General features: G+C 35.1%; 6 protein-coding genes. 5 read left to right on the top strand and 1 reads right to left on the bottom strand.

The genetic code is table 11. The annotated features are described in order from the left end of the window. Positions 1 to 198: 198 nt before the first annotated feature. Positions 199 to 2,637: an SLAP domain-containing protein gene (locus FD26_RS04770; protein ID WP_057867286.1), complete on the top strand. Its 2,439-nt coding sequence runs from the start codon at positions 199 to 201 to the stop codon at positions 2,635 to 2,637. A gap of 65 nt (positions 2,638 to 2,702) precedes the next feature. Here the strand turns inward: FD26_RS04770 and FD26_RS04775 are convergent, their stop codons facing one another. Then, positions 2,703 to 4,106 (bottom strand): hypothetical protein, encoded by a 1,404-nt coding sequence (locus FD26_RS04775; RefSeq protein ID WP_057867287.1) that lies wholly within the window; start codon positions 4,104 to 4,106, stop codon positions 2,703 to 2,705. A 170-nt stretch (positions 4,107 to 4,276) separates the two neighbouring features. Between FD26_RS04775 and rbsD the strand changes: the two genes are divergently transcribed. The 4 genes from rbsD to FD26_RS04795 all read left to right on the top strand — a co-directional run. After that, entirely contained in the window at positions 4,277 to 4,672 is a 396-nt protein-coding gene (rbsD, locus tag FD26_RS04780) for a D-ribose pyranase (protein ID WP_057867288.1), read from the top strand. Between the two features lie 12 nt (positions 4,673 to 4,684). Further along, positions 4,685 to 5,593 carry a ribokinase gene (gene rbsK, locus FD26_RS04785; RefSeq protein WP_057867289.1) on the top strand — a complete coding sequence of 303 codons (909 nt, stop codon included), beginning with the start codon at positions 4,685 to 4,687 and terminating at the stop codon, positions 5,591 to 5,593. Positions 5,594 to 5,781: 188 nt separating this feature from the next. Further along, on the top strand, positions 5,782 to 5,982 hold the full coding sequence (locus FD26_RS04790) for a cold-shock protein (RefSeq protein WP_057867290.1): 201 nt from the start codon (positions 5,782 to 5,784) through the stop codon (positions 5,980 to 5,982). Between the two features lie 132 nt (positions 5,983 to 6,114). Beyond that, on the top strand, positions 6,115 to 6,986 hold an 872-nt coding region (locus FD26_RS04795), incomplete at its 3' end, for an MFS transporter (protein WP_057867291.1).

Consider the following 6,986-nt stretch of genomic DNA (forward strand, 5'->3'; position numbering starts at 1 on the left):
GCGTATTTCTACTTAATTATTCTAGTTATAAATATTAGTAATTTAATATAATATTTACAATTGGTATAGATTAAACATAAAACTATCTATTGCATTGATATCAATAGATTCTTATAAAATATGAAGCAATACTATATGTTTGGTATATGACTTTTCTGGAACTAAGATAAGGGGCAAAGTGAAAGAAGAGTGATCTATATGACATTAAATAAAAAACGTTTATATGTGGGAATTACTTTGTTTTCTTCAGCTATTTTGGCTTCGGTTGTAAATATCCAAACAGCAAAGGCTGCAACTACTGCTTCAGATACTATTCAAACATCAACAACAGCCTCTCAAACAGCATTAGCAAGTGCAACCTCGCCTAAATCGACAAGTGCTGAAAATACTACAGTGACTACAGCAACATCTGTAGCCTCACAAGCTAACACAGGTAGTAGTCAAGCAGCTGCCACCGAAGGAACTGTGCCCACAAGTACTTCAGTTATAACTAGTTCACAGCCAGCAACAACTACAGCAACTGCAAAACCACAGCCTGAAACAAGTGCTTCGTTAGATACAACAGGTACGGGCTCACAACCTGTATCGACGACTACAATTACTGGTTCACAGTCTACAACTACACCTGCATCGACAGCCGGTTTGCAGACAGTTTCAGGTACACCTACATCGACTACTATTAAAACTTCTAGTACGCAACCTGCTGCAACAGGTACTACCAGTACTTCAACAATAACTACTGGGGGAACTGCTGGAACAGGAACGCTATCGACTACTAATCCTGAACCAACCGGAACTATTAATGTAAATCTGCCGTCAGAAAATAATTCTTATGCCATTCCTAGCGATGTTTCCGATAGTACGGTGGTTAACTTCACTGATCCTTTATTGGAAAGCGTAATTAAAAACGGCCTACACGTCAAAGCGACTGATAATATAACTGTTGGAGCAATCAAAAACTTTAAAGATCCCTTGTTGGGAGCATCAGTAACTATGTATCAATTAGGGCAACTAAAAACTCCAGGAGCTTCAATGACTGATCAGGATAGTACACCAATTGAAAGTTTAAATGGAATGCAGTATTTACAATTGCTACCAGCTAAATCACAAATTATTTTGCAGGTAAAGTTGGCTACAGATGCTAAAGCAAATCAAGATTTGACGCCATTGGATAATTTGAATTTCAATCATCTAACTATAGATGGTAATTTCAGTAATCCGAAAGCTAAAGAAATTGATGTCAGCCAGATTCCTAAAATAAACGTTTCTAAAGCTACGTATGTTGAATTTACAGGAGATACTTCAGTTTCGACATATTCAGGAATTAATGATCAACAGTTAAAGAAAATTGGACCATGGCTAACTAAATTTGTTAACAATGGAAACCAGGGAAATATGGTCGAATTAGGCAGCGCTGCACTAAGCGACTTTTCTCCTTTGAAGAACATCGATCCTAATGCTGGAGCACTAATTGTTTCCTTTAACGATGGTACTTATGATCCGGTACCAGTTTATGGAGTTATTGGACAGCCTCTGACTTTCAAGGCATTGCCTTCCTATGGCATTGCAGGAGAAGATATTGCAGATACTTATCATTTCACGTATACAGTGGATAAAAGCAAATGGGCTGATGATAATCTGGAAAATCTTGGTAATGATCAATATCAAATTGAAAATCCAGATTCAAGCAATATTACTCTTATATATGGACACCTTGGTTTCATGTATTCAAGTAATCCTGATTCCTATATTCAGAAGAAGTATGGAACTAATACTTTTGAGTATTTTGGGGTTAGGGCTCAACCCCTTATTTGGCAAAATCATCCTACCGTAACGATTAATTACTTGAATGCTGATGGTACTCCGATTGAGAATCAAGGTACTCCTATGACTAAGCAACTTTCTGGAAACCTAGTAGGAGACAAGTTTGATTTAACTTCTGACAGTGTGATATCAGGATATAATCTTCAAAGTGCAGCCACAGTTTTGAAGGAAATGTATGCTCTTAATCCTCAAGTTGTTAACTTGGTTTATAGCCGAATCCCGGCTACGTCATCTTCTAATACGACATCTGTTAAGAATGTAAGTTCAACGGATACTAGAATTCTTGCCCTTGATTATCAAGCAGCATCTGAAACCTTGAAGAGTATAGGGGTCCGTGCGACAGCTCTAGTTAATGGTCGAACCTTCTATCTAGTTGGATATGGTCAATGGATTGCAGCTGACACTTACAATTTCACTAAGACAGCTACTTCAGGTATCGTCAGAATTTCAAATACGGCCGCTGATGTAGTGGATTCTTATGGTGATTTATTGGCTAATCAGTTGGCACCTAATAGCGCTTGGAAATACAGTCAGATAGTCACAATAAATGGAGCAGATTATTATCAAATTGCTTCAAATGTCTTTGTATCTGTTAAAGGAACAATTGATTTTTCACCAGTGTCTGATACGACTAAAGTTACTGTTATATCTCAGACACCAATTTATAATACTCAAGGACAAACTTTGCCAGCAGAATTGCCAATCGGCAGCAAATGGAGAACGGACGGTTCTGCAGTAATAAATGGGGTCAAAATGTATCGGGTAGCAACTAATGAATGGGTCAGTGCTGCTGATGTACAGGTACAATCTTAATTTTATTAGCAACAAAATAGGCTCAAGTGACCTTTAAGAGTGGTCACCTGAGCCTATTTTTATAGTTATTGATTAGCTTTATTTTGAATTAATTTAACCTTTTTCAAGATTTGTTGGTCGAATGCTTTCATGTATTCATCATGATTATGGAATTTTTTATTCTTTATCTTTCTTAAAGCGTCAGTCCAATCGTAATAGTTAATTGGCACCATATTACGAGTATTGTCTTTGACATACAATTCTGCAAAGTTAGCATCACTTTGAACAGGAGCCGTTATCCAAATATATTTATCATCCTTATATTGTAGGAAATATTGAGTACGACGTTGAACTGTATTTTGATACTGTGAGTATTGAATTTGGAAATTAAAAGTTTTGCCGTAGTTATGAGCAAGAGCATCAAGTCTTAACCCTAGTCCTAAGACAATTATCATTAAAATTGGCAAGAGATATTTTTCATAGGCCGAAACTAATAAATCTAGATTAATAACAAAAATTGTTACAAAAAACATGTAACTCGCAAACATACATCTGGATCCGAATGGGGAAACAACTATAAATGGTGCGATAACGACAAAAGCTGAAAGCAGTAATGCAAAGTTAGCGATTTTATGTTTGATATTAGTTAATTTATTAGTGTATACAATAACAATAATTGAAAAGATTAATATTAAAATTCCTACTATTATTAAAGTTTTAGGAGCAAATTGAATTTTTAAATAATTGAACATTGTATCTGAATTGGCTGAACCCTTGAGAGAACGATAACTATCTCTACCAAAAAGAATCTTAATATAAGCGCCATTGATAAACATTAAAAAGGCACCAATAATGTTACCAACGACGATTCCATTGAAAATCTTTTTAAATTGATCGCCAAAATGTTTTCTTAAGAATAACCAGATTAAAACGCTGTTGAAAACATTTAATACAGTAATATGTTCTGCAAAAAATTGAGCTGTAATAGCAGCAAAGAAAATTAGAAAGCCGCTAGTTCTATAATAATGAACATCTTTATTGTCATAATTTTTGAGGACTAGATAAAGCATAAATAAAGGGAAGACAATTGATGGAACATAATTTGCAAATCCAGCGTGCCAACCCAAAATTTGTTTAAAGATTACTTTTGGAGTCATAAAAATAAAAATGGTTGCCATCGATGCTGATAAAAGACCAAGCGATTTAGGAGCAGAAATTTGCTCTCTGATTTTTTGAATCAAGTAGACGATAGTTGTCATAAAGGTCCCATAAGCAATAAAAGCTAGTGGCTTGATTTTAGTGATAGCAATAACTAGCAAGTCTCCTAAATAACGACCGTCGTATTTCAAAAAGATACCTTGAGGGAAGTAGTTGCTACCGAAATAAGTTCCCCAATGTAGGTCATCTCCGAGCAGTGGCATCCAAAGGCCAATCAATCCGAAGATGATAAATAAAATAATGTAAAAACTCAGTTTAGCTGTTCGTTTCATATTTTTTCCTCTTTGTAATATCTCTTAATAGGATATAATTTTAGATGAATACAAGCAATACTAATCTAAAGGTTGCGACAGTCCATCTGATATTGATAAAATATTTACTTAAAGAAAAGCTAATGTTAGTATTGAGATTGTAAACGATTACAGAAAAAGGTGAGGATTTCATGAAAAAAACAAGAGTCATAAACTCAAACATATCACGGGTTATAGCTCAAATGGGACATTTTGACACAATCGGTATTGGTGATGCTGGGATGCCAGTTCCTGCAAAGACTGAAAAAATTGATTTAGCAGTTGAGGCTGGTTTACCAAGTTTTATTCAAGTACTTGAAAATGTTTTGAGTGAACTTGAAGTTCAAAAAGTTTATTTGGCTGAAGAAATTAAAGTTCAAAACCCTGAACAATTGGCTGCTGTTAAAAAAGCTATTGGTGACACACCAATTGAATTTATTCCTCACGAAGATATGAAAAAAGATCTCAATGATACAAAAGCTTTCATCAGAACAGGTGAGGAAACACCATATTCGAATATTTTACTTGAAAGTGGAGTTGTTTTTTAGAGGAATTGTAATATGAAAAAAATTGTTGTACTTGGTTCAATTAATGTAGATACTATTTTAAATATTGATCGTTTACCATTACCCGGTGAAACGATGGCTATGCATGATCGCTCTACAGCTGGTGGCGGTAAAGGAGCTAACCAGGCAATTGCTGCAGTTAGAGCTGGCGCTGACACATCTTTTATCAGTAAGATTGGAAAGAATCATGCGGCAGACTTTATGCTTGATACCTTTAAAGATGATGGCCTAAAAATCGATCACGTTACAGAGGATGAAAAAGCCGGAACTGGTAAAGCTTATATTCTTTTGGATGCTAAAGGTCAAAACAGTATTTTGATTTATGGTGGAGCTAATCAAACTATTACAGTAGAAGATATTAGAAAAGCTAAAGCAACTATTGCTGAAGCAGATTGTTTGATTACTGAATTTGAAACACCTTTGGAAGCTTCAATTGAAGCTTTTAAAATTGCTAAGGAAAATGGCGTTCTAACAATTTTGAATCCTGCTCCAGCCAAGCAAAATATTCCGGCTGAGCTATTAAAATTAACAGATATTATTGTTCCTAATGAGACAGAAGCTGAAGCTATTACTGGGATTAAGGTGGATGATCGTCAATCAATGGAAAATGTTTCAAATAAATTGCATACAATGGGTATAAAGAATGTTATAATAACTGTTGGTGCGAGCGGATCATTCTATTCACAGGGTGAACGGAATGGTTTTGTTAATGCCTATAAGGTTAACACAGTTGATACCACAGCTGCTGGTGATACATTTATCGGATATTTAGCTGCTAAGTTAGATTCCGATTTAAGTAATATCGAGGAAGCAATGAAATTTGCTAGTAAAGCATCTTCTATAACAGTTCAAACTCAAGGTGCTCAGAATTCAATCCCTCATGTTAGAGATGTTGAAATTTAAGTAATTGTAAAAGAAACTTTACGCTAAGTAGATTGTAATAATTGGTCAAACATGTTAATATAAGAGTTGTATTTTTGAATGGTGAATGGTTCGAATGGTTTGAATGTTTCGTACTTTAGACTTTCTTCCATGATGTACCACGAAATAATGCACAAATAAATATTTTATTTATCAGGAGGATTTCTCTAATGGAACACGGAACAGTTAAATGGTTTAACGCAGAAAAAGGCTATGGTTTTATCACTCGCGAAGATGGTAGTGACGTATTCGTTCACTTCTCAGCTATTCAAGGCGACGGTTATAAGACTCTTGAAGAAGGCCAAGCAGTTACTTTCGATATCGAAGATAGCGATCGCGGACCACAAGCTTCAAACGTTAACAAAGACTAATTAAATAGACTTTGAAAATAAAAGCTAACTCATTCGAGTTAGCTTTTTTTATATCCTTTTTTTACTTAAAATTTACATTATCTAAACATTATTGCTTTATTATTAGAAGATATTGTTAATTGAGGGGAAAATATGCAAACGGACTATTGGAAGAGTAATTTTAAAATTTTATGGTTTGGAAGCTTGATTACGGAAATGGGCAATGCAATGACATTGCCTTTTATTGTTTTATTTATTGATACTTTAGGTAATTTTAATAACGCTGAATTAAATCTTTTAGGAGCCGCAGCCTTTTCGCTGACATATTTAAGTAAGGCAATAGTTTCACCATTATGGGGACGTTTGGCTGATCTAAAGGGACGTAAGTTAATGTGTTTGCGAGCATCTGGAGTAATGACCTTTACTATTTTAATGATTGGTCTTTCGCCAAATGTTTGGTTTCTGTTATTTTTTCGTTGCTTACAAGGGGCTTTTTCGGGATATATCAATAATGCTAATGCATTGATGTCTGTTTCAACACCTCAAAAGATTCAAGGAAGAGTTATGAGCAAATTAGTAACTGGAAGTATCACTGGTACACTAATGGGTCCATTAATAGGAGGATTTTTAGCAACTTGGTTTGGTTATCGAGGAGCTTTTTTTATCACTAGCTTTTTAATGGCGTTAGTATTTATAACAACTTGGATAGGGGTAAAAGAAAGCTTTATTCCTATCAGTAAAGAATCTTTACCACCAGTCTTTCCTTTTATGAAAAGGATTGGTTGGCAATTTTTTATTGCTTTATTTGGTTCGCTTTTAGCAATTCAAGCGACAACGAATGCTATAACACCGATGATTAGTCTCTTTGTTAGAGAACTTGATCCGAACAGTTCCAATTTAGTTATTGTTACCGGTATTGTGTCGGCAGCGCCAGGGTTAGCAACAATTATTATGGCTGGGGTCGTGGGCCGATTAATTGACCGATTGGGTGCGCTAAAGGTAGATTGCAAATTTAATCCGAATTT

This window comes from Companilactobacillus crustorum JCM 15951 (assembly GCF_001434585.1).
GTDB classification, from domain to species: Bacteria; Bacillota; Bacilli; order Lactobacillales; family Lactobacillaceae; genus Companilactobacillus; species Companilactobacillus crustorum.